This is a genomic window from Aquibium oceanicum, assembly GCF_001889605.1.
GTDB lineage: Bacteria > Pseudomonadota > Alphaproteobacteria > Rhizobiales > Rhizobiaceae > Aquibium > Aquibium oceanicum.
Window position 1 is genome coordinate 1,252,459 of the sequence record NZ_CP018171.1, and the last position, 21,397, is coordinate 1,273,855.

Sequence of the window (21,397 nt, forward strand, 5' to 3'; positions counted from 1 at the left end):
TATGTTGACGGCTCCGTCCGCTTTCCGGTACGTCCTCGAAGGGGAGGAGCGGGCGCATGAGCGTGTTGCGGCTGGAGGGAGTTTCGAAGCATTTCGGCGCGATTCACGCGCTGGGCGGCGTGTCGCTGTCGCTTGAGCCGGGCGAGGTCCTAGGCCTGATGGGGGACAACGGCGCGGGCAAGTCGACGCTGGTGAAGATCATCGCGGGCAATTTCCGCCCGAGCCACGGCAAGATCTTCATCAGGGAGAAGGAGACCGTCTTCCACGGTCCGCTGGAGGCGCGGCGCAACGGCGTCGAGATCGTCTACCAGGACCTCGCGCTCTGCGACAATCTCACCGCCGCGGTCAACGTCTTCCTCGGACGCGAGCTCACGCGCTCCATCGGTCCCTTCCGCATCCTCGACTATGCCGCCATGAACCGCCGCGCCGGCGAACTTTTCGCGGAGCTGAAGTCGGAGACGCGGCCGCGCGACACCGTCAAATCCATGTCCGGCGGCCAGCGGCAGGCGGTCGCAATCGCCCGCACGCGGCTGAGCGATGCCGACATCGTGCTCATGGACGAGCCCACGGCCGCCATCTCCGTGCGCCAGGTCGCCGAGGTGCTGAACCTGATCCAGGAACTGAAGCGGCAGGGCATTGCCGTCATCCTGATCAGCCACCGCATGCCGGACGTGTTCGCGGTGACCGACCGCATCATCGTCCTGCGGCGCGGCAGCAAGGTCGCCGACAAGCCGACCGCCACCACCTCGCCCGAGGAGATTACCGGCCTCATCACCGGAGCCATCGAACATGCTTGACACGGGCAGGGCCGATCCATCCGCCGGCATAGCCACGGCAATCGCGGGCCAGACCCACTCGCGCCTGTCGGGCATCCTGTCTCAGCAGGCGTTCTGGGTGTTCCTGGCGGCCGTCATCGCCTGCGTGTCGCTGTCGCTCGCTACCGAAACCTTCGCCACCTCGCAGAACCTCTTCAACGTCACCCGCAACTTCGCCTTCGTGGCGATCGTCGCGCTCGGCATGACGGTGGTCATCATCTCGGGCGGCATCGACCTGTCCGTCGGATCGGTGCTCTGCCTGTCGGCGATGGTGCTCGCGATCACCATGAACGCCGGCTATTCGCTGGCCTTCTCCGCTACGCTGGCGATCGCGGCGGCACTGCTCGTCGGGTTCATCAACGGCGCGCTGATCGCCTATCTGCGTATTCCGCCCTTCGTGGTGACGCTCGGAATGCTGTCGATTGCGCGCAGCGCCGCCATGGTGCTGTCGAGCAACCGCATGGTCTTCCAGTTCGGCCCCGACGAGAAGCTCCTGTTCTTTCTCGGCGGCGGCTCCGTCTACGGCATCCCGAACCCCGTCATCGCGCTCGTGATCCTGGCGCTGGCCACCGGCTTCATCCTCAAATGGACGCGCTGGGGCACGCACGTCTTCGCGATCGGCGCGAACGAGAAGGCGGCGACGCTGACCGGAATCGCGGTCGTGCGGCTGAAGATCAGCGTCTACATGTTCTCCGCCATGATGGCCGGCATCGCCGGTGTCCTGGAAGCCGGCTGGCTCGGCGGCGTCACCACCAACCTCGGCCAGTCCATGGAACTCAGCGTGATCGCCGCCACCGTCATCGGCGGCGCCAACCTTCTCGGCGGAGCCGGCACCGTCTTTGGATCGGTCGTCGGCGCGGCGCTCATCGAGGTGATCCGAAACAGCCTGATCCTGCTGGGAATCAGCACCTTCTGGCAGGGCGCCTTCGTCGGCAGTTTCATCGTGCTCGCCGTTGCCTTCGACCGCATACGGGCCTATCGCGAAAGCGATGGCTGAGGGCGAGAATTCGTGCGCAAGAACGACATAGGCAAAGGAACGCGAGCGGCTTCCAGCAAGGACGAGCCTCCCGGGCCGCGCGAGCCTAGGCCCCGCAAGGCGCCCGAGGCGCAGGCGATGTCGCGCTATTCCGGCACCTTCGCGCACACCATCGTGTCCAACGAGATCGGCTCGCGCATCGTGCGCGGAGACTATCCGCCCGGCTCCTTCCTGCCCAATGAGGCGGAGTGGTCGGCGATGTTCGGCGTCGGCCGCTCGGCCGTGCGCGAGGCCGTCAAGATGCTGATGGCCAAGAATCTCCTGGCCTCGCGGCCCAAGATCGGCAGCTGGGTGATGCCGCGCGAGCGGTGGAACCTGCTCGACCGCGACGTGCTCGCCTGGTACGCCGCCTCGCCGAACCGCTACGAGTTCCTGAAGACGGTGCAGGAGTTCCGATACATCATCGAGCCGGAGGCGGCGGCGATGGCCGCGCTGCGCCACGGACCCGAGCAGATGGCCGAGATAACCGCCGCCTGCCGCGAGATGGGCACGGCTCCGACGCTCGGCGAGCGCACTGCCGCCGACACGCGCTTCCACCTCGCGGTGCTGCGTGCGGCGGGCAACGACCTCTTGCTTCCGCTCGGCGTTCTGATCGACTCGGCGCTTGAACAGCTCTTCGCCTTCGTGACGCGCGAGGTGAACAACCTGCGCCACGCGCAGGACCTCCACGAGGAGATCGAGAGGAACATCCGCCTGCGCCGCCCCGACGCGGCCCGCAAGGCCGTGCGCAGGCTGCTCGAGAACACCGACAGCATCATCGAGGGACAGGACGCGGCCTGAGACGGCGGAGACTGTCCGCCGATCGTGCCGGGACGCCCGATTGTGCGCTCGATCTCGATCATCGCCTTGACCACCGCACCGTCCTGCGAGGGACGCGACTTGTCCCGTCGCACGGGCAAGCTGGTCGCCGCGGCGAACATCCGACGACGGGAAAACGCGGAAGGAATGTTCCCGCTGCTTGCGGATGCGTATGTTTTCATGCTTTGCGTAGCAGCTGGCGGTGCCGGCGTCCTAGAGAGCCGCTACGGTTCGGCCAGGGTGGGCGGAGTGGCAAGCCATGAAACTTCGATATCGGTCCAGTTTACCAGATTGACGAAAGCAAATGGCTGAGAAGTCCGAACTGGAAAGAAAAATCGAAGAACCGAAGCAATTGCGCCCCGGTTCCAAAACTATCGCGCCTATGTAGGTCCCGCGGCGCAGTACGACTTCATGGGTGCGACGCAATTTGCTCTCCTGTTCCTGCTGGGAATGCGGGAGGAGCATTCGATCCTCGATGTCGGATGCGGTTCGCTGAGGGCCGGACGCCTGATATTCCAGTTTCTGCTGCCGGGCCGCTACGTCGGAGTTGAGCCGAACAGTTGGCTCTGGCGTGATGCTCTTGCGTCGGAAATCGGTGAGGATATCGTGCGGTTGAAATCCCCGCGCTTCGTCGAAGACGATGGATTCTCGCTGACTGCTCTCGACAGGCGATTTGACTTCGTGGTGTTCCAGTCGATCTTGTCACACACGGGTGGAGACGTCGTCGATCGCCCGCTTGAGCAGGCCGGCAAGGTGCTGACTTCCCGCGGGCAGGTTCTCTTCACCGTTCTCGATGAAGCGGCCCCCACTTTTTCGAAGCTCCCACTGGGCTCCACATTTGCCGGCTGGCGTTATCCGAACTGCGTCACCTATCCCCAGGATGACATCATCGCCCGCTGCGCGAAGGCTGGGCTTCATGCTCAGAGACTGCCCTGGTATCACCCCCGTCAAAGCTGGTATCGCGCGGTGGCAGACGAGACGAATCTGATGAGCCATGGCGACCTGGCGAGTATGGGATCCGGCCGTCCGCTGTTCGATGACCGGTTCGCCTGATCATCCCGTTGTCGTGGTAGGAGCGTGCGGGGGCAGCGGCACGCGCGTCGTTGCCGAGCTTCTGATCTCCAGCGGCTTCAGTCTCGGCTATGACCTGAACGATCCGCGAGACAATCTGCTGGCTGTGCTGCTGTTCAACCGTCGCTCGGTTCTAATCGACACAGACGACGAATTCCGTACCTTGGTGGACATCTTCTATCGGCGGATGGAGGGCGAAACCGCGTTCACACCGGAAGAGGATCTGCTGCTGGAAGCCCTCGCGGAAAAAGAACGCCTGCAGCACGATGCCGATTTTCTGAGTGAGCGCCTGCTTCGGTTCAGGACGCCGGATGTGGAAGACGTCCGGCCTAAGCGGTGGGGATGGAAGATGCCTCCTTCCCACGTCATGCTGCATCGGCTGCTCAAAGTGGATCCGTCGCTCAGATACGTGCATGTCGTGCGCCATGGCCTCGACATGGCCTTCAGCACGAACCAGAACCAGCTCCGGAAATGGGCCCCGGTTTTTCTGGACCGGGACGTCAAGATATCACCGCGGGACGCGCTGTCCTACTGGTGCGAAACCCAGTCCAGGGTCCGGCGCATCGCGGATTTGTTCCCTTCTTCCGTCCTTCAGGTCCGGTTCGAGGATATCTGCCAGGACCCGACGGGCACCGGGCGCAGAATATTGGCGTTCGTCGACCATCGCGCAGCCGGCGCGATCCTGGAGCGATTTGCGGAGTATGTGACCACTCCCGCCACGATGGGCCGTCACAAATCTCGTGACCTGAGTGTCTTTCGCCCCGAAGACCTAGCGAAAGTCGAAGCCGAGGGATACCAGATCGGTCCCTGAGGATCATCCAGGCGCTGTTCGCGGATGCCCGGCAGTAGTTTCGACTGGCTGTCGGCGGTTGTTTCGGCAACTGGCGGGGATCGGATGCATCTAAAGCCTGTTGCATCTAATCCCCTCATAGCCTGCTGCCTTGAAGAAGTTTCGGCATTGTTGTGGATCGAACAGGTCGCAGATGTCGCCGACCGCTGTCGAGATGCCGTCGAAGGTTCTGGCGGCCTTCTTGCGCAGGAGTGCCTTGAGCTTGGAGAACGCCATTTCGATCGGGTTGAGGTCGGGCGAGTAGGGTGGCAGGAACAGCAGCCATGCGCCGCGCTGGCGCACGGGGTCTGCGGCACGTTCGTTCTTATGGAAGCCGACATTGTCGAGGATGACCACGTCGCCTGGGTGAGTTCCGGCACCAGCTGGGTCTCGACGTAGCGTTCGAATATCTCGCCGTTCATGGCGCCCTCGACGATCCATGGCGGCCACGAGGCCATGGCTGCGCAGGCCGGCGACGAAAGTCTGCGTGCGCCAGTGTCCGAAGGGCGCGTGTGTCAGGTAGCGCTCTCCCTTCAGCGACCAGCCTGTGCGCTTGGTCAGCCTGGTGTTGGTCGAGGTCTCGTCGATTAAGACGAGGCGGGGCAAGGCTTTGGCGAAGAACGGTTTTCGGCCCGCCGTCCAGAGCCTGCGCGCAGCCCGGACCTCAGATCGCAGCTGCTCGCTGGCGCGTAGCGCTTTTTTTGTGGCTGAGCCCGAGGCGGTGCAGCAGGCGAGCCACGTTCGAGCGGTGGACGACCACGCCACGCACCTCCAGTTCCACGCACAGTTCGTCCAGCGTCAGATCCCCGGTCGCGGCCATCCGCTCGCGCACGAAGGCGGCGTGCTGCGAAAGCTTGCCGCGTGCCCCTGCCGGCGCGGCTCCAGCGAGCCGGTTTCCCGCCGCCGTTTCATGAAGTCGTTCACGAAGCGGGGTGAAACCAGGAAGTGCCGCGCCGCTTCACGGTGGCCATGACCTTCGTCGACAAACCCGGCAACACGCTCACGCAACGCCATCGGGTGCGGCTTGCCCATCGCGATTCTCCTTCGAACCGCAGTGAATCACCTCAGAACCGCGCTGGGAATCCTGAATCAGGTCAATGGCGACACGCTTAGGAAAGCCGGAGGGTGGTCCCCCGAACTCACCCCGCCGTCAAAGCTGTAGGAGAAGGATTTATTGACACCGAGGTCTGCTGGTGCCAGGAGAGGACTGGTACCCCGATCCAAGATGCGATTGAAACTATTAAGTTTTTTGACCCACTCACGAGTTGATGTGTACCACTTCTGTGGACGCGACCCTTCGCGCCGGCCGCTGCAAGGCTCCGGAAGCGGGGCGGCCTGGTGCATGATCCGGTGCACCCGCTTGCGGTCGGAGACCGGCAGACCCATGCGCGTCAATTCCCGGTTCACGAGCGCCGTGATTGGGCGCCACGCCATTGCGCCGCGCGACTGACGACACCATCTCGCCCGGCTCGAAACTCTCCTCGATGATCCGCAGCTTCGCATCCGTTGACCACTGCCGACGGCGCGCCACGCTCGTGATCACCGCGACACGCTGACAGTCCTCGGACATAAGCCTATCCTCAAGCCTGTGCTTGAGCCTCTCTGCTTATGCCGTGTGTCCGGTCGAATTGGCGGTAGTTCACTCGGCGACCCTGACGGCTTGGCATCAGTTTTCTCGGTCAGGGCGACTTTGACAATATCCACCACGCGCGAACAGGTGGTCGGCTGTGAATTACCCTCCAATAATCTGAAGACGAACCTGCGGTACTCTGCTGTACGAGGTCTTCCTCGACACCACCTATGTGGTCAGGAGTCGCCGCCGGCGCGGTAGCCGCCACCCGCGGCGACGCAAAGGGTTATGAAATTGAAGGCTCGCTGCGCCTCGGCGCTCGCCAGCGACAGCCGTGCCTCAAACAGGGACCGCTCGGCATCAAGGACGTCGAGGAAGGCCGAGGTGCCGCCCTTGTAGCTCTCTTGTGCCAACTCGAGTGCTTGCGAGTAGGCGTTTGCCGATTCACGGAGCGCTTCGACCTGGCGCGTCTGGCGCTGCCATGCGACCAGGGCGTTTTCCACTTCCCGGACTCCATTGAGCACACTGTCCTTCCAGGCGAGATACTGCTCCCGCGCCTCGCTCTCGGCGAGTGTGACCTTTGCCTTGCGCGCTCCGCCATCGAAGATCGGAATGTCCGCCACCGGCCCGAAGGACCAGTTGAGCAGCTGGCTGGAACCGCCGGTCACCGCAGCCGCGACAGTTACGGCCAGGGAGCCGGTCAGGGTGAGGCTGGGGTAGAGGTCGGCGGCCGCGACGCCGATCGAAGCGCTCTTGGATGCCAATTGCCGCTCCGCCGAACGGATGTCCGGCCGGTTGCGCAAAAGATCCGCGGGTATGCCGCTCGAAGGCTGGAAGCGCGCCACCGGGATGCGTGCGCCTTTCTTGACCGCCTCGAGAAAGGTGCCCGGTTTCTGCCCCGTCAGATAGGCGATCCAGTTGGCCGACTGATAGAAGGAGATCTCGTAGCCGGGCAAAGATGCCTCGGCGATGTTCAGGGCGGCGAGCGTCTGCGCCACCTGCAGACCGCTCGACAGTCCGATCGCCTGTTGCTCGCGTACCAGTGCAAGAGTTTCGCGACGCGATGCGATCGTGTCGCGCGCAATCGCCGCCTGCGCCTGGTAGAGGCGCAAATTGACATATTCCGTCGTGATTTCCGATAGCAGGGTCAGCCGCGCGGTATCGGCATTGGCGAAGGACGCGTCGAGGCTCGCGAGCGACGCCTCGCGGTTCCGGCGATACTTGCCCCAGATGTCGAGAAGCCAGGAGACGTCGAGCGCAGTGCTGTTGGTCAGATTCCGCTCGCTGGTGGAGAGACTGTCGGATTTGCCGGTCGTGCCTTCGAACGTGCTGGAGGATGACCCCGACAGGCTCGGAACCGTATCCGACCTAGCAATGTCCAGATTGGCACGGGCCTGCGCGATCCGTTCGAAGGCTTGGCCGATATCGAGGTTTCCGGCCAGCCCGGAAACGACGATCCGGTCAAGCAATGGATCCTTGAACGCGTGCCACCAGCCGGTTTCCGGGGTGATCGGGCGGCCTGCGTCGGCGGCCGCGATATAGGCCGCGTTCAGCGCGATCGCCGGTGAGGCATAATCAGGCCCAACCGTGCACCCGGCAACCGAAGCCGACAGCAGCAGCGCGATAACCCTCGTAGGAAAGGTCATTTTCTTACCCGCCTTGGAATTGAAGCATGATCGACATGATCTCGGGCCGCGGCCTCAATGGCTCCGTTTCGACCAGAGCCGCAGCGCGAAGCGCTCGAAATCATCGATGAAGGTAAAGACCATCGGAATGACCAACAGGCTCAGCAACGTGGACGTGATCAGCCCGCCGATCACCACGACCCCCATCGGCTGACGGAAGCTCGGGTCGCCGTCGACGAGACTGAGCGCTGCCGGAAGCATGCCGCCCGCCATGGCGATCGTCGTCATCAGGATGGGGCGCGATCGCTTGTGACAGGCGTCGATAAGGGCGTCGATCCGGTCCATGCCGCCGCGGCGCGCTTCGATCGCATACTCCACCAGCAGGATCGAATTCTTCGACACGATCCCCATCAGGAGCAGCAGGCCGATGACCGCAGGCATCGAGAAGCTGGTACCGGACAGGACGAGCGGCATGAGCGCGCCGCCCAAGGCCAGCGGCAGGGCCATCAGGATCGTCAATGGCTGCAGGAAGTCGTGGAACAGCAGCACGAGCACGGCGTAGACGCAGAAAATCCCGATCGCCATCGCGGTGGCGAAGCTCTTGAAGAGTTCGCTCTGCCGCTTCAGATCGCCCTGCTCGATGAAGTCGACGCCGTTCGGCAGGTTCTGGTAGGCCGGCAGTTCCTTCGCCTCCGCCAGCACATCCGACAGGTTGCGGCCGTTGAGCTCGATGGTGATCGATATGTTGCGCGATCGATCGAGGCGGTTGATCTTGCTGGGGCTGGAGCCGATCGAAATCTCGGCGATCGTTCCGAGCGTCACCAGGCCGTCGGTCGCCGACACGGGAATGAGCGAAATCTCGTCGATGGATTTGCGATTGTCGCTCGAAAGCATCGCCCGGATTGGAACCTGCCGTTCCGGCAGGTTGAGCTGCGAAAGCGCCGAATCATAAGCCCCCGCCGTGGCCAGCCGGACCGCGTTCGCGATGGCCTCCGACGTCACCCCGAGGGAGGCTGCTCTCGCGAGATCGGGGCGAATGATCACTTCGGGAGATTGTACGGCAGCCGATGAGGTGACGTTGCCGATCCCTGGAATCGTCCGCACCGCAGTTTCGAGATTGTCGGCTGCCTCCTGCAGGGCAGCAGCGTCGTCGCCGGCAAGAGTGAGCTGCAACTCCGTGCCGCTGCCGCCCGAGCCGACTTCGATGCGAACGCCGGGAATCCCCTCCAGCGCCTTGCGCAGGTCCGCTTCGATTTCGGACTGGGTGATGTCGCGGTCGTCGATCGGCGTCAGGTCGACCACGAGGGTCGAAGAGGTGACGGAACTGGTGCTGCCGCCGCCACTCGGGCCGCCGCCGGTCGAGGCGCTTCCCGAGGCCTGGAAAACGGAGCGGACGTTGTCGACGCCGCCGAGGATCTTGCTTGCCGCTAGCGCGACCTCGTCGGTCTGGTCGAGCGTCGATCCGGGCGGCGTGGTGATCGTGACCTGAGTTTGGCTGTTGTCCGATGCGGGAAAGAAGCCCGTCGAAAGATGGCCGACAATGGCATAGGTGGCGATGAAGAAGATCACCACGGCCGTGAATGGAATCCAGCGATGGCGCAGCGAGCCGCGGACGACGGCGAGATAGGCGCGCATGATCCGCCCGTCTTCCGTCGCATGGTTGCCCGAGGCGCTCATCATATAGGCGGCCATCATCGGCGTGATCAGGCGGGCAACGAGAAGCGAGAACAGGACCGCCACTGAAGCGGTGATGCCGAACTGCTTGAAAATGATGCCGGGAATGCCGCCCATGAAGGCGGTGGGCAGGAAGACGGCGACCAGCGCCATCGAAGTCGCGATCACCGCCAGACCGATTTCGTCCGCCGCCTCCATCGCCGCATCGAACGGCTTCTTGCCCATGTTGAGGTGGCGCTCGATGTTTTCCACCTCGACGATCGCGTCATCGACCAGGATGCCGACGACCAGCGACAGGGCGAGCAAGGTGACGGTGTTCAGCGAGTAGCCGAGGTAGTCCATCACCAGAAAGGTCGGGATGATCGACAGTGGCAATGCAATCGCCGCAAGCAGCGTGGCGCGCCAGTCGAAGAGGAACAGAAATACCACGACGATGGCGATCAAGGCGCCCTCGTAAAGCATGTGCATGGAGGCTTCGTAGTTCTGCTCGGTCGGCAGGATCGTGTTGTAGGCTTCCTCGATCTTCACCTGCGGGTTGGCGCTCGCGAACTCGGTCATGGCCTCGCGGACGGATTCCGTCACGGCGAGGTCCGAATAACCCTTCGAGCGCTTTATCTGGGCGGCGATGACGGGCTTGCCGTTGAGATAGGCAAGGGAGGAGCGGTCGGCATGCGTGTCGACGACATCGCCGATCTCGTCGAGCCGCACCCAGCCGCCATTGGGCAGGGGTATCGGGATTTCGCGTAGTTCCGCGACGGTATCGACGGCCGCCAGGGTGCGGACCGACTGGGAGTTTCCGTTGATTTCAGCTTCGCCGCCCGACATGTCGGACTGAACCTGGTCGATACGCTGGTTGATCACATCGACCCCGACGCCGAGACCGGTCAAAAGGTCCTCGTTGAGTTCGACATAGATTTCCCGGTCGATGCCGCCGAGCCGGCCCACCTCGCCAACGCCATCGATCTTCATGACGGCGCGTTCCATGTCGTTGTCGATGAACCAGCTGAGTTCCGCCTCGTCGAGCTTGTCCGAACTGACGACATAGGTGACGAGCGGCGAGCCGTTGAGATTGACCTTGGAGACGGTCGGCGCATCCATCTCATCCGGCAGGTCGGAGCGCGCTTCGTCCACCGCGTTCGAGACTTCGTCGAGCGCGGTCTGCGGATCCTTGCCGACCTGGAAAGCAACGGAGATGGTGACCGAGCCGTCGGTTATCGTTGTCGTGACCGAATCCAGCATCGACATGCCGGTCAACTGGTCCTCGATCTTTCTGGCGACCTCGGTCTCGAGCTGCGCCGCAGCGGCGCCTTCCAGGCTCGCGCTGATCTGGATCGTCGGCAGATCCATATCGGGGAAATTCTGTACGTCCAGCCTACCGAAGGCCATCAGCCCGGTAATCGTCAGCAGGACGAATGCGAGGATGGGCGGAACCGGATTGCGGATGGCCCAGGCGGAAAAATTCATTGTCCGGCATCCTCTCCGCTCGAGGCCGCAGCGTCATCCAAAGCCGGTGCCGCGCCGGCCGCGCCGGCTGCATTGTCATCCGCATCACTGGCGGACACGAGACGCACCACGGATCCGTCGGCAAGGAAGGCGCCCCCTGCCTTGACCAGCGTCTCGTTGCCTTCGAGCCCGGATGTGATCTCGACGCGATCGCCGTTGCGTCGCCCGGTCTCGACCCGTTTGCGACTGACGGTCGTCGGCGAGCCGTCCTCGATAACGTAGACGTAGGAGAACCCGTCGCGCAGCGTGATGGCGGAACTCGGCACACTGATCGCCTGGCTGGATCCGACGTCGAAATAGCCGCTGACGAAGATGCCGGTCTTGGGGTTGGGATGGTCTCCGTCCGGCGGAACGAGCGAGACGTAGGCCGTCACCCGGCCGGTTTTTTCGGATGCGGTCGGAGCGATCTTGCGCACAGTGCCCTCGACATCGCCGATGGGTGTGGGGATGACGGCGCGGGTGCCTTCGGCGACATGACGCAGCTGCTTGAGCGGGATTTCCGCCTGCCATTCGATCCGGCTCTGGCGGATCAGCTTGAACAACTCGTCACCCGTCGCAACGACGTCGCCCAGGGAGGCCGAACGCGCCGAAATGGTCCCGTCATCGACCGCCAGTATCCGCGTGTGTTCGAGATCGACGCGCGAGGAGGCGAGCGCGGCTTCGGCCGAATCCAGATCGGCTTGCGCTTTCCGTTCAGCCACCAGGTATTCGGTTATCTGCTGGTCGGTCGCCGCCCCCGAGCCTTTGAGTTTCCGCGCCCGATCGCCGTTGGCCTTCGCCTCGTCGAATGCCGCGCGGGCCGACTCGAGATCGGCTTCCCGCTGCTGCACTTCGCTTTCGATCTTGTCGCTGGAGAGCCGCGCCAGTTCCTGCCCGGCCTTCACGATGTCGCCGACTTCACCGTCGACGGATGTGATGCGTTGCCCGGAGATTTCGGCCGAGATCGCCGCTTCCTGCCATGCGGCAAGCCAGCCATTGGCCGGAACGGTCTCCGCCCAGTCATCCATGGTGGGGTTGATGGCTTCGACCGTCAGCGCGGCGGCGGCGGCGTTCGAGCCGGCGCCTTCGTCGCCCGGGTCCTGCGCGAAGGACGGACCGGTGCAGATGAGGGTCAGCAAGACCAGGGATCGGATGAATGGCTGCATGGCAGGAAGGGTCTTTTCGGTTCGGCGCCCCGGTCAGTCCGACCGGTCGGGACAATCCCTAGCGCGGTTGCGCGTTAAGATGTGTCAAGCAGGGTAAACTTGGGAAAATCCGGTCGTCCGATTGCCTGGACTGCTCTAGAAGAAGCACCAGGAGGCTAACGGATGGCGAACGTTCTGCTCGTCGACGATGATGTCGATCTCGGCAAGCTCATTTCCGAATACCTGACGGAGGAAGGATTCAACGTCTTCCACCAGGTAAACGGGCGAGACGTGCTCGCTTTCGTCGCGGAGCACCGGATCGACGTCATCATTCTCGACATCATGCTGCCGGGGATGAACGGCATCGAGATCCTGCGCCGCATCCGCCGCGTCGACAACATTCCCGTGCTCATGATGACCGCGCGCGGCGACGAGGTCGACCGGATCGCCGGGCTCGATCTCGGCGCCGACGATTACCTCGCCAAGCCCTGCTCTCCCGGCGAGCTCGCCGCACGGCTTCGCGCCATCCTCCGCCGCGCCGCGAGTTCGCGTGCCGGCTCCGCCGACACGATCGAGGTCGGCGATCTGAGCATCGACCCGAGGGGGCGCAAGGCCCTGTGGAAGGGCACGATGCTCGCCCTGACCGGAGCGGAGTTCAACCTGATGGAAGCCCTCGCCTCGCGGCCCGGACAGATCGTCAGCCGCGGAGAGCTCTGCGAACTCGGTCTTGGACGCCCACTGACGCGTTTCGAGCGCACCATCGACGTCCACATGTCGTCAATCCGCCAGAAGATGGGGCTGCTCGCCGACGGACGCTCGCCCATCGTCAACGTTCGCGGTCAGGGCTATCAACTCGTCACGGGGTAGCTCAATTGATCGCGCGGTTCTTCAGCTATATCCTGGGTGCGATCGTTCTCAACATCGTCGTGGTGTTGGCGCTGGTCCTGCTGCTCGACTTGCCTCCGCCGGGAAACGGGCGCGCGAAGGGAGCTCAGCCCTATCTCCTCGAACTCCTGAAGAAGGCGCATGACGAGGGGACGGACGTCACGACACTTCAGCCGGTCGCGATTCCTGGAGATCCGTCGGTCGCGTTCGTCGTCCGGCAGGTCGCCGCACAGAGCGAAGCCTGCAGCGCGAACCAGACGATCGCGGTCCAGGCAGACGGCGACTGCCTGGTCATCGACATGATCGCACCGACGCCGCGGCTGTTTGCACGGATCGAATCGGTCATCCTGCCGCTGGCCATCGGCATCCTCGTCAGCATCCTTGCCGCCATTCTGCTCGCCAAACGCTTCCTGCAGCCGGTGCAGGTGATCGCCGATGGGCTGGACGAGCTCGCCGCGGGGCGGTTCGACCAGCGTGTCTCGGGTCGATTGACACGATCCGACAGGTCTTTCCGGAAACTCGGCGCGCTCGTCGACGAGGCATCGGGGCGCCTGCAACGCCTCAACCGGGACCGCGAAAGGCTGTTTCACGACATCTCGCACGAGATCCGCTCACCGCTTGCCCGTCTGCAGGTCGCGCTCGGGATCGTTCGCAGATCGCCCGCCCGCATCGATGGTCTGCTTCCGCAGCTCGAGGCCGACATCGAAAGAATGGACCGGCTGATCGACGAGATTCTGATGCTTGCACGTATCGACGGGAGCAGCCATCAGCCGATGGACTTCGGACCGATCGATCTGCTCGATATCCTCGACCCGATCATCGCCGATGCCAATTTCGAGGGTGCCGAGCGTTCGGTCACCTGTCGCTATGAAGGGATAGACGGGATCCACATCGACGGCTCCGCGGAGCTCATCTATCGCGCGCTGGAGAACGTCATTCGCAACGCGATGCGGCATACGGACGAGAGCACGGAAGTCGTGGTCGCGGGCAGCGAGGAAGGTGGTACGTATTCCATCACGGTCCGAGACCATGGACCTGGCGCCGCCGAAGACGACCTGATCCATCTCACCGAGCCATTCTACAGGGCGAACTCGGACACGCGCTCGGGTGCAGGCCTCGGGCTAGCGATCGCACTCCACGCGACGCATCTGCATCATGGCTCGATTTCCATTTCCAACGAGCCCCACGGCGGGTTGTGTGTCTGCCTCACCCTGCCAAGAAGGCCAGCTGACTGAAATGCGCCCCCGCGGATGGCGGGATCGAGCATGCCAGACGGCAGGAGTAAGCGTTACGTGGATGAGGAATTTAACCGAGTGCTTCCAAACGTCTGAGAAGGCACGTGTGCGACCTAGGACAATGGAAAACCGTTCGGGAATGCGAATTAGCCTGCCAGTGGCGCGGCAGGTTACCGCTGGCAAAAACGTATGTTCGCTTCCGGCGTCTCCTCGCCCGAAAGCAGTCGGTCGGCAAAGCGCCCCAAATCGCTAAGGACTCGTTGGCCGAGCGTCGGATTTCTCACGTTCTCTGCCAGAACCCGACAGTCAGCAGACGATTTCCATTTCCAACGAGCCCCACGGCGGGTTGTGTGTCTGCCTCACCCTGCCAAGAAGGCCAGCTGACTGAAATGCGCCCCCGCGGATGGCGGGATCGAGCATGCCAGACGGCAGGAGTAAGCGTTACGTGGATGAGGAATTTAACCGAGTGCTTCCAAACGTCTGAGAAGGCACGTGTGCGACCTAGGACAATGGAAAACCGTTCGGGAATGCGAATTAGCCTGCCAGTGGCGCGGCAGGTTACCGCTGGCAAAACGTATGTTCGCTTCCGGCGTCTCCTCGCCCGAAAGCAGTCGGTCGGCAAAGCGCCCCAAATCGCTAAGGACTCGTTGGCCGAGCGTCGGATTTCTCACGTTCTCTGCCAGAACCCGACAGTCAGCAGATGATGCGGTGGACGGCTCTCCTCCCTCCGTGCGGTATGATGGCGGGATTAGAGCTGGAGGAGCACCATGATGAGCAACATCACGACAATCGGTCTGGATATCGCGAAGTCCGTATTTCAAGTCCACGCAGTGGATTCCGCCGGCGAGATTGTCGTTCGCCGAAAGCTGACGCGAGGGCGTGTCCTCGCCTTCTTCGAGAGCCTGCCGCGATGCCTGGTCGGAATCGAGGCCTGCAGCTCTTCGCATTATTGGGCTCGCGAGCTGATCGCACGCGGCCATGATGTGCGGCTGCTGCCGGCACAGTACGTAAAGCTTTATCTGAAGCGACAGAAGAATGATGCCGCGGACGCTGAGGCGATCTGCGAGGCCGTGACCCGACCGACCATGCGCTTCGTGCCGGTGAAATCCCCCGAGCAGCAAAGCGTGATGATGCTGCATCGGGTGCGGCTGATGCTCAACCGCCAGCGCACTCAGATATCGAACGCGCTGCGGTCCCACCTGTCCGAGTTCGGGGTCGTGGCGCCGATCGGGCGGAATGGAATTGAACAATTGCTCGTGGTCATCAACGACGAGAACGACGCCAGGATACCCGCTGACGCACGGCTATGCCTGCGGATGCTGGAGGCACAGCTTCGGGTCGTGAAGCAACAGATCCTCGAAAACGATCGCCGGGTCCGGGCGAGTGCACGAGAGAGCGAGCTGGGTCGCAGGTTGATGGAAGTCCCGGGCGTCGGCCCGCTGTTGGCGAGTGCGTTCGTCGCGACCGTCGCCGATCCGCACGCCTTCAGGTCGGGGCGATGCCTATCCGCCTGGATCGGGCTCGTTCCGAAGCAAAACTCCAGCGGTGGCAAGGAGAGACTCGGCAGTATCTCCAAGGCAGGCAATCGCTACCTGCGACAGATGCTCGTCGTCGGAGCGATGGCGGTCATCCGCTTTGCCGAGCGGAACGGGACCAGGCGGCCGTGGCTCGTGCAGCTGATGGCTCGGCGAACGACCAAGGTTGCAGCCGTTGCGCTCGCCAACAAGACCGCTCGGATGGTCTGGGCATTGATGACTGGCGGTGAGCGCTACCGGGAGCCGACCGTCACATAGAACGAGACAAGGCGAGCGATCGCCGCCGAGGTTGGAAAGGGCGGACAGGAGATAATGCACAAAGCCGGTTTAAACCGCCGGATCAGGAAAACCCACTGGGGCCGCGCACTTCGAGTGCGAGCAAACGATCGGGACCTGAGACGCGCGAATGGCATTATGGCCAGCGGCACATGACAGGCCGCACCTACAGGTCGGATACATGGCCGCACCAACCAGCAGATGCAAAAGGCTCAAAGAATCCCTTGCCAACGGAGAGCCGTCCATACACGGCCCCGAAGCGGCCGCGGAGCACCATTTTTTGATCGACTGGTGCGAAAGGCGCCGACAACTGTGATAGGCTACTAGCGGATCGTTCGCTTTCTCTACGGTCCGACCTGGACAGCGTCAGCATTGCGCCTACATTCTGTCCCGTTTTCTGTGCCTTCGAGGCGCTGACGGAAAAGGAAGCGGGAATCTCGGCTGTCCGTCCGGCAGGGCAAATTGGCCATCCGGCATGGTAATCAGTGAGGGAAACGCCTTCCAGCCGATCGTCTCATGTTCGTGTAGATATCTCAGTGTTAGCCCGGCATCGGCAATCGCCGTGATCACGCCGCCGAGGGGGTGAACCCCTGATAGGTGACGTTGCCCCCAAGTTCTATCCAGTTTTGAGTTCGTTTCCGGCGGTGGTTTTGCCCTGCTGGGCGTGTGAGGCGGCGGGCACTTGCGCGCAGCTGTTGGCATGGCGCAGCGCGAGCGACCGTCGCGGGATGAAGGTTCTGGCGAACTCGTCCGGCGTCTGCCAGGAGATCTGGGAATGCGGCCGGGCGGTGTTATAGTCAGCGAGCCACACGGCGGTTGCCATGCGCGCCTGTGCCAGCGAGGTGAACAGAGTCTCGTTGAGCAGTTCGTCCCGTAGGCGGCCGTTGAAGCTTTCGATGAACCCGTTCTGCATCGGCTTGCCGGGTGCGATGTAGTGCCATTCGACACGGTTCTGATCGGCCCAGGCGAGGATGGCGTTCGAGGTGAACTCGCTGCCATTGTCGCTGACGATCATTCTCGGCCGGCCGCGTTCGGCAACCAGCCGATCGAGTTCGCGGGCGACCCTCATGCCCGAGAGCGACGTGTCGACGACCAGCGCCAGGCATTCGCGCGTGCAGTCGTCGACGATCGCCAGGATACGGAAGCGACGCCCGTCGGTGAGCTGGTCCGAGACGAAATCCAGCGACCAGCGCTCGTCGGGACGCAGCGGCACCAGCATCGGCGCCCTGGTTCCGATCGCCCGCTTGCGCCCGCCACGCCGGCGAACGGCAAGCTTTTCCTCCCGGTAGAGCCGGAACAGCTTCTTGTGGTTCACGACGAGGCCTTCGCGCCTCAGCATCACGAGGAGACGCCGGTAGCCGAACCGGCGACGTTCCTGTGCGATCGCCTTCATCCGCTCGCGAACCTCGCCGTCGTCCGGGCGGCTGGTCTCGTAGCGAACCGTCATGCGGCAGCAGCCGATGGCTTTACACGCCCGCCGTTCGCTCATCCCGAAGGCATCCTTCAGGCGAGCGACAGCTCTCCGCTTGGCCGCGGGCGTCACCATTTCTTTCCCACGAGATCCTTCAGCGCCGCGTTGTCGAGCATGGCGTCGGCCAGCAAACGCTTCAGTCGCGTGTTCTCGTCCTCCAACGCCTTCAGGCGGCGCGCCTCCGAGACGTCCATTCCGCCGAAGCGGGCCTTCCAGTTGTAGATCGAGGCGTCGCTGACCCGTGCTTGCGGCACAGGTCGGCGACCGAAACCCCGGCCTCATGCTCCTTCAGAATTCCGATGATCTGCTCTTCAGAGAAGCGGCTGCGCTTCATGTCCTGGTCCTCTCAATGGGCCAGAACGAACTTCAATCTGGATTAGATCGCGGGGGCAACGTCACCCGCAGCATGCCCGCGAAACTCTTCCAGTCCGTCAATGCCGCGCGACTTGTTACCTTCGGCGTGACGAGTGCACCGCGAAGACCAAATGTCGGATCGTTGCTCGCCTTCGAAACGGCAATGGCATAGCGGAACACCTGACCGATTGTCGCGCGCAGCCGACGAGCGGTCTCATAGTTGCCGATTCCCTCGACTCTGCGCAGGGGAACAAGGATGTCGGCGGCCGTGATATCCGCTATCGGCCGCTTCCCCAGATCGGAAGCCGCAAGGCCTAGGAGCCAACGCTTCTTCGTCAGGGTGGCGTCCGCCTTGCCTTCGCGTTGGATCTTCTTCAGGTACTCGTCCGCGATCGTTTGAAAAGTGTCTTCGGTAGCCGCACGTGTTGCGATCTTCTCCGCCTTGGCATGCGCGGACGGATCAAAGCCGGAAGCCAGTAGCCGTTTGGCCGTATCTCGTCTGGCGCGCGCTTCGACTAGAGATACAGCCGGATAGGTGCCCAGCGCCAAAAGCTTTTGCTTGCCGCCATAGCGATAGGCGAGCCGCCAGAGCTTCGAGCCTTGCGGCGTCACCTGCACGAAGAGGCCGCCGCCATCGCTGTACTTCTTGGTGGACTGGAACGGCTTTATCGCCCTCAGCTGCGTATCCGTAAGTGGCATCTGTTGGTACTCCGTAGGCGGAGGTCGTCAGCGCGGTCTCCGGTACCAACGATGCTACCAACAAATTCATAGGATACCAACGGACGATCCCGGACTGTGCAGGACGCCGGACAACAAAAAAGCCCGGGAAACCGGGCTTCTTCTGGTGTTTCTGGATTGTCTCGGACGATCTGAAGCGGGCATTTGGTGCCCAGGAGAGGACTCGAACCTCCACGCCTTGCGGCACACGGACCTGAACCGTGCGCGTCTACCAATTCCGCCACCTGGGCAGGTGCGCGGCTTCGTGTATGCGGGTCGCCCTTTCCTGTCAATGCGCTTTTCGACGATCTAGGACGCGTCGTGGTCGGCCGAGGTCAGATGCCGTCCCGGAGGGCGGGGTTCGTTCGGCGGCGGCGCGCTGGGGCGGCGGCGCGTGGCGTCTTCCTTCGTCCGCGTGTGGCTTGATTACCGGTGATCCGGCCATGAGCGCGGCACGTACTTGTCGATACCATTGGCTCCTTCGGCCACCGGCAGCCTCGCGGCTTCGATGGATCGTGCTCGGATGGGAGGTGACGCTCACCACCGACGGCGGGCTGGAGAAGATCGAGGACGTCTTCCTGTTCATCCGCGACGGCATGGACCTGTCGATCGAGCCCGTCGAGCCGGAAAGCGAAGGGACGGAGGACGTCTCTGCCGCGATCGAGGATGAGGCCGCGGCAGCCGGCGAGGCGGCCACCGGCAAGCACAGGCCCGGGCCCGCCAGGGAGCCGGTCGCGGCTGCGGCCGCTTCCGATCGCGGCAGTTCCTCGCTGCGCGTTCCCGCCGAGCGCCTGGACGAACTGATGGACCGGGTCGGCGAACTGGTGATCGCGCAGTCTCGGCTCTCCCAGCTGGCCGGTGCCAGCGACGACCTGAACCTCAAGGCCGTGGCGGAAGAACTGGAGCGTCTCGCCTCCGGGCTGCGCGACACGACCATGGGCATCCGCATGGTGCCGATCGGAAGCCTGTTCGGCCGCTTCCGCCGCCTCGTGCACGATCTGTCGGGCGATCTCGGCAAGGAGGTCGAGTTCGTCACCTCCGGCGAGGAGACCGAACTCGACAAGACCATGATAGAGCGCCTCGCCGATCCGTTGGTGCATCTCATCCGCAACGCGGTCGATCACGGGCTGGAAAGCCCGGACAGGCGCACCGCGTCGGGCAAGTCCGGGCGGGGCCGGGTGCGGCTTTCGGCCGTCCACTCCGGCGCCGAGGTCGCGATCTCGATCAGCGACGACGGCAAGGGCCTCGACGCCGCGCGCATCAGGGCCAAGGCGGAAGAGGCCGGGCTGATCGCCCCCGACGCCAAGATCGCCGACCAGGACCTCTACCAGATGATCTTCCATCCCGGCTTCTCCACGGCCGGCGAGATCACCTCGGTCTCCGGCCGCGGCGTCGGCATGAACGTCGTCAAGCGCGCCATAGAAGGGCTTCGCGGAAGCATCGATCTCTCGACGAAACCGGGCGAGGGGACGACCGCAACGCTGCGCCTGCCGCTGACGCTCGCCATCATCGAAGGCATGCTGGTCCGGGTCGGCAACGGGCGCTACTCGATCCCGCTCTCGGCAGTCGAGGAATGCGTGGAACTGCCGCCGGCCGCGGAGATCGGCGGCAACGGCCGCAACTTCCTGAACATCCGCGGCAGTCTGGTTCCCTTCCTGCGCCTGCGCGAACTCTTCAAGGTCTCGACCGATCCCGACCCCTACCAGAAGGTGGTCATCGTCTCGGCAGGCGAGTCCCGCGTCGGGCTCGTGGTGGACCAGATCATCGGCAACAACCAGACCGTCATCAAGTCGCTGTCGAAGCTGCATGCCGACGTCGACACGTTCTCCGGAGCGACGATCCTGGGCGACGGCACCGTCGCGCTGATCCTCGACGTCGCCAACCTCGTGACCTTCGGCCAGACGTTCGAGAGCCGGCTGAGAGGCGAACGCCTGAGGAGGGCAGCATGAGCCTGGGAGCGACGCAGCTGAAGGCGGAAGGCAGCATGAAGGCGCTCACCGTGGGGCTGCAGGACGAGATCTTCGCGCTTCCCGCCGAAGGGGTTCGCGAAATTCTCGACGTCGTGCCGATCACGGAAGTGCCCAATTCGCGCGCCTTCGTCGGCGGATTGATCAACGTGCGCGGCCGGGTCGTCCCGCTCGCTGATCTCAGGGTGATGTTCGGCATGGACCGGCCGCCGCCCGACAAGGACACGCGCATCGTCGTCATCGAGATCGATCTCGACGGCGAACCGACGATCGCAGGCATCCTGGCCGACAGGGTCAGGGACGTCACCGACATAGAGACGGCGACGATAGAGGAAGCACCCAAGGTCGGCATGCGCTGGCCGGCGGAGTTCGTCCGCGGAATTGGCAAACGCGGTGACGAGTTCGTGATCATCCCCGACATGGGGCGGATATTCGGGGCGGAGGGCGACAAGCTCCATGCAACCCGGCGATACGCTTTTAGGTATGGCAACGGACATGTTCAAAAATGCCTGGGGCCAACGGTTGGCACAGGCCAAGCAAATGTTGACCGAACTGAGACAGCAAGCTGGCAAGGTGGATAAGCAGATCGATCAATTGGTGGAGCGCATCGTCGAAGCCGACAACCCGCGCGTGATCAGCGCCTATGAGAACAAGATCGCCAGTCTCGAAAACGAAAAGCTTCTGATCGCCGAAAAACTGCAAACACAGAGCAAGCCACGTCATGCCCTGGAAATGTTCGAACTCCCCCTCGGATTCCTCTCAACGCCTTGGAATCTATGGGCTTCCGGGCAGATTCACCTGCACAAGATCGTGCTCAGATTGGCGTTTGCAGAGCGTATTGCCTACACCCGCAATGAGGGTTTTCGAACCCCAAAAAGTCATTACCATTCAAGATGTTAGAGAGCATGAACA

At 63.2% G+C, this 21,397-nt stretch carries 16 protein-coding genes, 1 tRNA gene and 3 pseudogenes; 11 read left to right on the plus strand and 9 right to left on the minus strand.

Going from position 1 to position 21,397, the window contains the following annotated elements; genetic code table 11:
* Window positions 1-56: 56 nt before the first annotated feature.
* The 5 genes from BSQ44_RS06250 to BSQ44_RS06270 all read left to right on the plus strand — a co-directional run bounded on the left by BSQ44_RS06250 (window position 57) and on the right by BSQ44_RS06270 (window position 4,531).
* A complete protein-coding gene (locus tag BSQ44_RS06250; RefSeq protein WP_072602428.1) occupies window positions 57-797 on the plus strand; it encodes an ATP-binding cassette domain-containing protein in 741 nt (246 codons plus the stop codon).
* Window positions 790-1,812, plus strand: a complete 1,023-nt coding sequence (locus BSQ44_RS06255) for an ABC transporter permease (RefSeq protein ID WP_072602429.1) — start codon at window positions 790-792, stop codon at window positions 1,810-1,812. Before BSQ44_RS06250 ends, BSQ44_RS06255 begins: the two co-directional genes overlap by 8 nt.
* Window positions 1,813-1,929: 117 nt before the next feature.
* A complete protein-coding gene (locus BSQ44_RS06260; protein WP_072607902.1) occupies window positions 1,930-2,631 on the plus strand; it encodes a FadR/GntR family transcriptional regulator in 702 nt (233 codons plus the stop codon).
* 429 nt (window positions 2,632-3,060) lie between these two features.
* Window positions 3,061-3,702, plus strand: a complete 642-nt coding sequence (locus BSQ44_RS06265) for a class I SAM-dependent methyltransferase (RefSeq protein WP_072602430.1) — start codon at window positions 3,061-3,063, stop codon at window positions 3,700-3,702.
* Complete coding sequence (locus tag BSQ44_RS06270; protein ID WP_083534532.1) at window positions 3,644-4,531, plus strand: sulfotransferase; 888 nt, start codon at window positions 3,644-3,646, stop codon at window positions 4,529-4,531. The genes BSQ44_RS06265 and BSQ44_RS06270 overlap by 59 nt, the downstream gene beginning before the upstream one ends.
* Before the next feature lie 90 nt (window positions 4,532-4,621).
* Here BSQ44_RS06270 and BSQ44_RS27325 read toward each other — a convergent pair whose 3' ends face one another.
* From BSQ44_RS27325 to BSQ44_RS06300, 6 genes and pseudogenes are all read right to left on the minus strand, one after another.
* Entirely contained in the window at window positions 4,622-5,314 is a 693-nt protein-coding gene (locus tag BSQ44_RS27325; RefSeq protein ID WP_083534341.1) for an IS630 family transposase, read from the minus strand.
* A 33-nt stretch (window positions 5,315-5,347) separates the two neighbouring features.
* A complete protein-coding gene (locus BSQ44_RS27430) occupies window positions 5,348-5,581 on the minus strand; it encodes a helix-turn-helix domain-containing protein (RefSeq protein ID WP_235633321.1) in 234 nt (77 codons plus the stop codon).
* A 385-nt stretch (window positions 5,582-5,966) separates the two neighbouring features.
* Window positions 5,967-6,119 (minus strand): annotated as a pseudogene (locus BSQ44_RS27435) (transposase); the annotation flags it as partial.
* A 236-nt stretch (window positions 6,120-6,355) separates the two neighbouring features.
* On the minus strand, window positions 6,356-7,765 hold the full coding sequence (locus BSQ44_RS06290) for an efflux transporter outer membrane subunit (protein WP_072602433.1): 1,410 nt from the start codon (window positions 7,763-7,765) through the stop codon (window positions 6,356-6,358).
* Window positions 7,766-7,819: 54 nt separating this feature from the next.
* On the minus strand, window positions 7,820-10,882 hold the full coding sequence (locus tag BSQ44_RS06295) for an efflux RND transporter permease subunit (protein WP_072602434.1): 3,063 nt from the start codon (window positions 10,880-10,882) through the stop codon (window positions 7,820-7,822).
* Complete coding sequence (locus BSQ44_RS06300; protein WP_072602435.1) at window positions 10,879-12,066, minus strand: efflux RND transporter periplasmic adaptor subunit; 1,188 nt, start codon at window positions 12,064-12,066, stop codon at window positions 10,879-10,881. Before BSQ44_RS06300 ends, BSQ44_RS06295 begins: the two co-directional genes overlap by 4 nt.
* Window positions 12,067-12,228: 162 nt before the next feature.
* Here BSQ44_RS06300 and BSQ44_RS06305 point away from each other — a divergent pair, with 162 nt between their 5' ends.
* The 3 genes from BSQ44_RS06305 (at window position 12,229) to BSQ44_RS06315 (ending at window position 15,958) form a co-directional block, all read left to right on the plus strand.
* Entirely contained in the window at window positions 12,229-12,912 is a 684-nt protein-coding gene (locus BSQ44_RS06305) for a response regulator transcription factor (protein ID WP_072602436.1), read from the plus strand.
* Between the two features lie 5 nt (window positions 12,913-12,917).
* Complete coding sequence (locus BSQ44_RS06310) at window positions 12,918-14,165, plus strand: sensor histidine kinase (RefSeq protein WP_072602437.1); 1,248 nt, start codon at window positions 12,918-12,920, stop codon at window positions 14,163-14,165.
* A gap of 770 nt (window positions 14,166-14,935) precedes the next feature.
* Window positions 14,936-15,958: an IS110 family RNA-guided transposase gene (locus BSQ44_RS06315; protein ID WP_072607903.1), complete on the plus strand. Its 1,023-nt coding sequence runs from the start codon at window positions 14,936-14,938 to the stop codon at window positions 15,956-15,958.
* 634 nt (window positions 15,959-16,592) lie between these two features.
* On the opposite strand, the pseudogene BSQ44_RS06320 reads toward BSQ44_RS06315, so the two are convergent.
* From BSQ44_RS06320 to BSQ44_RS06335, 3 genes and pseudogenes are all read right to left on the minus strand, one after another.
* Window positions 16,593-17,781 (minus strand): annotated as a pseudogene (locus tag BSQ44_RS06320) (IS3 family transposase).
* A 32-nt stretch (window positions 17,782-17,813) separates the two neighbouring features.
* A complete protein-coding gene (locus tag BSQ44_RS06330; RefSeq protein ID WP_072602439.1) occupies window positions 17,814-18,500 on the minus strand; it encodes a tyrosine-type recombinase/integrase in 687 nt (228 codons plus the stop codon).
* Window positions 18,501-18,684: 184 nt separating this feature from the next.
* A tRNA-Leu gene (locus BSQ44_RS06335) sits at window positions 18,685-18,769 on the minus strand.
* Between the two features lie 267 nt (window positions 18,770-19,036).
* Here BSQ44_RS06335 and BSQ44_RS06340 point away from each other — a divergent pair.
* From BSQ44_RS06340 to BSQ44_RS06350, 3 genes and pseudogenes are all read left to right on the plus strand, one after another.
* Window positions 19,037-20,467 (plus strand): annotated as a pseudogene (locus BSQ44_RS06340) (chemotaxis protein CheA); the annotation flags it as partial.
* Window positions 20,464-21,066 carry a chemotaxis protein CheW gene (locus BSQ44_RS06345; RefSeq protein WP_335622620.1) on the plus strand — a complete coding sequence of 201 codons (603 nt, stop codon included), beginning with the start codon at window positions 20,464-20,466 and terminating at the stop codon, window positions 21,064-21,066. The pseudogene BSQ44_RS06340 and the gene BSQ44_RS06345, both read left to right, overlap by 4 nt.
* Window positions 21,026-21,385: a hypothetical protein gene (locus BSQ44_RS06350; RefSeq protein WP_157894521.1), complete on the plus strand. Its 360-nt coding sequence runs from the start codon at window positions 21,026-21,028 to the stop codon at window positions 21,383-21,385. The genes BSQ44_RS06345 and BSQ44_RS06350 overlap by 41 nt, the downstream gene beginning before the upstream one ends.
* Window positions 21,386-21,397 lie beyond the last annotated feature (12 nt).

Excerpts from the sequence above, each read along its gene's own strand:
- BSQ44_RS06345 (WP_335622620.1), top strand. The coding sequence starts at position 20,464 with ATGAGCCTGGGAGCGACGCAGCTGAAGGCGGAAGGCAGCATGAAGGCG.
- BSQ44_RS06270 (WP_083534532.1), top strand. The coding sequence starts at position 3,644 with ATGGCGACCTGGCGAGTATGGGATCCGGCCGTCCGCTGTTCGATGACC.
- BSQ44_RS27430 (WP_235633321.1), bottom strand. The coding sequence starts at position 5,581 with ATGGGCAAGCCGCACCCGATGGCGTTGCGTGAGCGTGTTGCCGGGTTT.
- BSQ44_RS06305 (WP_072602436.1), top strand. The coding sequence starts at position 12,229 with ATGGCGAACGTTCTGCTCGTCGACGATGATGTCGATCTCGGCAAGCTC.
- BSQ44_RS06255 (WP_072602429.1), top strand. The coding sequence starts at position 790 with ATGCTTGACACGGGCAGGGCCGATCCATCCGCCGGCATAGCCACGGCA.
- BSQ44_RS06350 (WP_157894521.1), top strand. The coding sequence starts at position 21,026 with ATGTTGACCGAACTGAGACAGCAAGCTGGCAAGGTGGATAAGCAGATC.
- BSQ44_RS06315 (WP_072607903.1), top strand. The coding sequence starts at position 14,936 with ATGAGCAACATCACGACAATCGGTCTGGATATCGCGAAGTCCGTATTT.
- BSQ44_RS06295 (WP_072602434.1), bottom strand. The coding sequence starts at position 10,882 with ATGAATTTTTCCGCCTGGGCCATCCGCAATCCGGTTCCGCCCATCCTC.
- BSQ44_RS06300 (WP_072602435.1), bottom strand. The coding sequence starts at position 12,066 with ATGCAGCCATTCATCCGATCCCTGGTCTTGCTGACCCTCATCTGCACC.
- BSQ44_RS06290 (WP_072602433.1), bottom strand. The coding sequence starts at position 7,765 with ATGACCTTTCCTACGAGGGTTATCGCGCTGCTGCTGTCGGCTTCGGTT.
- BSQ44_RS06250 (WP_072602428.1), top strand. The coding sequence starts at position 57 with ATGAGCGTGTTGCGGCTGGAGGGAGTTTCGAAGCATTTCGGCGCGATT.
- BSQ44_RS06265 (WP_072602430.1), top strand. The coding sequence starts at position 3,061 with ATGGGTGCGACGCAATTTGCTCTCCTGTTCCTGCTGGGAATGCGGGAG.
- BSQ44_RS06330 (WP_072602439.1), bottom strand. The coding sequence starts at position 18,500 with ATGCCACTTACGGATACGCAGCTGAGGGCGATAAAGCCGTTCCAGTCC.
- BSQ44_RS06260 (WP_072607902.1), top strand. The coding sequence starts at position 1,930 with ATGTCGCGCTATTCCGGCACCTTCGCGCACACCATCGTGTCCAACGAG.